Below are 1,759 nucleotides of genomic sequence, written 5' to 3'. Positions count from 1 at the left end.
GCGCGCGACAATCATCGCGGCAATCATCACCTCGCCGCGACACCGACTCCCCATCCTGATTGTCGCGCGCTTCCCATCCAGATTGTCGCGCTATACTCTGAGAATGTCCGATTATCGAGACAGCGACGAGCGCCATCGCAAGGTTGCACGATGAAGAAGGTAATCAACTCAGCACTGTCGCGCCGCCACTTTTTGCGGCTCACGTCAGTGGCCGCGGCATCAGCTCTGACTCCAACGGTGTTGTGGGCCGAGCAGCAACAAGCAGCGGATTCGGCCACATCCCAGGCCGCGCCCGCACGCATCGCCACGTTCGAGGAGGTATGGCGGACCGTGCGAGATCGCTTTTACGATCCGCACCTAGACGGGCTCGATTGGTCGGCCGTCCGGGAACGTTACTTGCCGGACGCCACGCGGGCGAGTTCCGAAGAGGCGCTCGCCGGCGTCATTAATAACATGCTCTCTGAGCTGCATGCTTCGCACACCCGCTACTACACACCGTACGAACCAGAGTACTACCAGCTTTCTGATATCTTTGCTGGTGCGTTAAGGCGGCGCGGACTGGAACGTGTTTTTCCGAATGGCCGTATCTCCTATCCCGGCATTGGCATCCTCTCGCGTCTCGACACGCAGGGTCGCAACATGATCACCGGTGTTATAGAAGGCACGCCAGCCCAACAAGCCGGCCTGCTCGCTGGCGATGCGATCGTCTTCGCCGATGGTGCACCGTTTGAGCCGGTACAGTCATTCCGTGGCAAGGTCGGCAAGGAAGTTGTGCTGGGGCTGCGTCGTGCCGGCGCGTTTATGCAAATATCGGTTACTCCGGTCGAAATTGAGCCCAACAAGATGTTCTTGGACGGCTTGAAGGCCAGCGCCCGTATAATACCGGCCAACGGCCGTAGCATCGGCTATGTTCATGTCTGGTGCTACGCCGGCTCCGTGTATCAGCGGACGCTCGAGCATCTTCTATCGCAGAGTCCCCTGAACGGCGCCGACGCACTGATCTGGGACTTGCGCGATGGCTGGGGCGGCGCGATCCCCGGATATCTTGATTTGTTCAACACGCGAGCGCCGACGATACAGGTCACTGATCGCAATGGCGCCAGCGAACTCGAGAACGTGAAGTGGCGCAAGCCTGTCGCCATGCTTGTCAACGGTGGCACCCGCAGCGGCAAGGAAATCCTTGCCTATGGCTTCAAGAAATATCGGCTTGGCGAGGTCATCGGTAGCCGGACCGAGGGAGCTGTCCTCGCTGCGACGGCATTTCTCATTGATGGCGGCTTGCTGTTGCTCGCGGTCGGGGACGTGGAGGTCGACGGCGAGCGGCTGGAAGGCGTTGGCGTCGCACCCACGATCGAGGTCCAAGCCGAGCCGGGCTCCATGGGTCTAGATGATCCTCAACTCAATCGTGCAATCGCAGTCCTATCCGTGGCCTGATCCTCGGGAGGCAGCTAAGAGATCCATTCCTGACTAGGTCCGGTTTGCGCGCCAAAAGCTGCCCTCCCTGCCAAGTCGCAGTTTGACCCAGAACGGTCGTTAGGCACGCAGTTCATTCGATCGCCTTCTGCGTGCGCAGACCACCGTCAAAGCCGGGCCGAGCATCACCGTCTTGTCGAGGAACCTTGCCTCCGGATCTGTGTTGTCGATCGCAACGCGCGACGCCAATGGCGTAAGCGCGAATTTCCCTGCACCTTTTGCTTTTGGGTGCTCTGATGCATGAGGTGTCCACCAAAATAGGTGGACACCTTGTGATGGCAGACGA

Annotated in this window: 2 protein-coding genes; one reads left to right on the top strand and one right to left on the bottom strand. The window is 59.6% G+C overall.

Translation table 11 applies throughout. The features are described 5' to 3' along the window. Positions 1–150: 150 nt before the first annotated feature. The gene (locus ABIB95_RS47300) at positions 151–1,434 is read left to right on the top strand and encodes a S41 family peptidase (RefSeq protein ID WP_354249238.1); all 1,284 of its coding nucleotides are present in this window, start codon (positions 151–153) and stop codon (positions 1,432–1,434) included. A 99-nt stretch (positions 1,435–1,533) separates the two neighbouring features. Here the strand turns inward: ABIB95_RS47300 and ABIB95_RS47295 are convergent. Continuing rightward, on the bottom strand, positions 1,534–1,759 hold a 226-nt coding region (locus tag ABIB95_RS47295), incomplete at its 5' end, for a hypothetical protein (RefSeq protein ID WP_354249236.1).

This window comes from Bradyrhizobium sp. LA2.1, assembly GCF_040547725.1.
GTDB lineage: Bacteria > Pseudomonadota > Alphaproteobacteria > Rhizobiales > Xanthobacteraceae > Bradyrhizobium > Bradyrhizobium barranii.
The sequence above is the reverse complement of the archived record's forward strand: the minus strand, read 5'-3'. Positions and strand labels throughout refer to the sequence as shown.

Excerpts from the sequence above, each read along its gene's own strand:
- ABIB95_RS47300 (WP_354249238.1), top strand. The coding sequence starts at position 151 with ATGAAGAAGGTAATCAACTCAGCACTGTCGCGCCGCCACTTTTTGCGG.